Source organism: Streptococcus oralis, assembly GCF_023109155.1.
Taxonomy (GTDB): Bacteria; Bacillota; Bacilli; order Lactobacillales; family Streptococcaceae; genus Streptococcus; species Streptococcus oralis_BZ.
The window spans coordinates 1-1,838 of record NZ_JALDUA010000013.1 but is presented as its reverse complement, the minus strand read 5'-3'; the positions used below and the strand labels follow the sequence as shown (position 1 = coordinate 1,838).

1 protein-coding gene is annotated in these 1,838 nt (G+C 45.6%); it reads left to right on the top strand.

All coding sequences use genetic code 11. The features are described from left to right. Window positions 1–1,838, top strand: a 1,838-nt coding sequence (locus tag M1F63_RS10075; protein WP_247941327.1) for an isopeptide-forming domain-containing fimbrial protein, incomplete at both ends; no start/stop codon positions are given.

The following is a 1,838-nucleotide window of genomic DNA, read 5'->3' as shown; positions in this document are numbered from 1 at the left end:
GTAACCGATAAGATCGAAGATGTTCTTGAGTTCGCAGGAACTTCAAGTGCTAAATTGAATGGTCAAGCTCTTGATGCTAGCCAAATCAAGGTAGAGGGTCAAACCATTACCTTGACCCTTACAGAGGACCAAGTGAAAGCCAATGGCGGTCAAGCAGTTGAATTAACGTTCGACGCGAAGATCAAAGCTGGCGCTAACTTGTCCGCATATGTGAAGGAAGACGGCCGTACACAGATTCCGAATAAGGCTTCTTATGACGCAAGCTTCCCACACAAACCAGGTGTGCACAAAGACTCTAATGAAGTCCCAGTAACGCCACCAACACCAGACGAGCCAGAGATCAAGAAAGATGTTAACGGCAAGGCAGAAGAAACCCTCGCAAAACGTGATGAAGTCTTCACTTATAATGTGAAAACAACAGTAGCGCAAGATGCGACAGCCTTCAGCGTAACCGATAAGATCGAAGATGTTCTTGAGTTCGCAGGTAAATCAAGTGCGACCTTGAATGGTCAAGCTCTTGATGCAAGCCAAATCAAGGTAGAAGGTCAAACGATTACCTTGTCGCTTACAGAAGACCAAGTGAAAGCCAATGGCGGTCAAGCCGTTGAATTAACATTCGACGCCAAGATCAAAGCTGGCGCAAACTTGTCCGCATATGTGAAGGAAGACGGTCGTACACAGATTCCGAATAAGGCTTCTTATGACGCAAGCTTCCCACACAAACCAGGTGTGCACAAGGATTCGAACGAAGTCCCAGTAACACCTCCAACACCAGACGAGCCAGAAATCAAGAAAGATGTGAATGGCAAAGAAGCTGAAACTCTTGACAAACGCGACCAAGTCTTCACCTATAACGTGAAAACAAGTGTAGCGCAAGATGCGACAGCCTTCTCAGTCACAGATACACTAGTAGACGTTCTTGAATTCGCAGGAACTTCAAGTGCTAAATTGAATGGTCAAGCTCTTGATGCAAGCCAAATCAAGGTAGAAGGTCAAACCATTACCTTGACCCTTACCGAGGAACAAGTGAAAGCCAATGGCGGTCAAGCTGTTGAATTAACATTCGATGCGAAGATCAAAGCTGGCGCTAACTTGTCCGCATATGTGAAGGAAGACGGTCGTACACAGATTCCGAATAAGGCTTCTTATGACGCAAGCTTCCCACACAAACCAGGTGTGCACAAGGATTCGAACGAAGTCCCAGTAACACCTCCAACACCAGACGAGCCAGAAATCAAGAAAGATGTGAATGGCAAAGAAGCTGAAACTCTTGACAAACGCGACCAAGTCTTCACCTATAACGTGAAAACAAGTGTAGCGCAAGATGCGACAGCCTTCTCAGTCACAGATACACTAGTAGACGTTCTTGAATTCGCAGGAACTTCAAGTGCTAAATTGAATGGTCAAGCTCTTGATGCAAGCCAAATCAAGGTAGAAGGACAAACCATTACCTTGACCCTTACCGAGGAACAAGTGAAAGCCAATGGCGGTCAAGCTGTTGAATTAACATTCGACGCGAAGATCAAAGCCGGCGCAAACTTGTCTGCTTACCTATCAGAAGATAAGACTGTGAAAGTTCCTAACAAGGCAGCTTACAAGGCAGATCTACCAAACAAACCAGGCTTTACGAAAGACTCTAATGAAGTCCCAGTAACACCTCCAACACCAGACGAGCCAGAAATCAAGAAAGATGTGAATGGCAAAGAAGCTGAAACTCTCGCAAAACGTGATGAAGTCTTCACATACAATGTGAAAACAACAGTAGCGCAAGATGCGACAGCCTTCTCAGTCACAGATACCCTAGTGGACGTTCTTGAATTCGCAGGAACTTCAAGTGC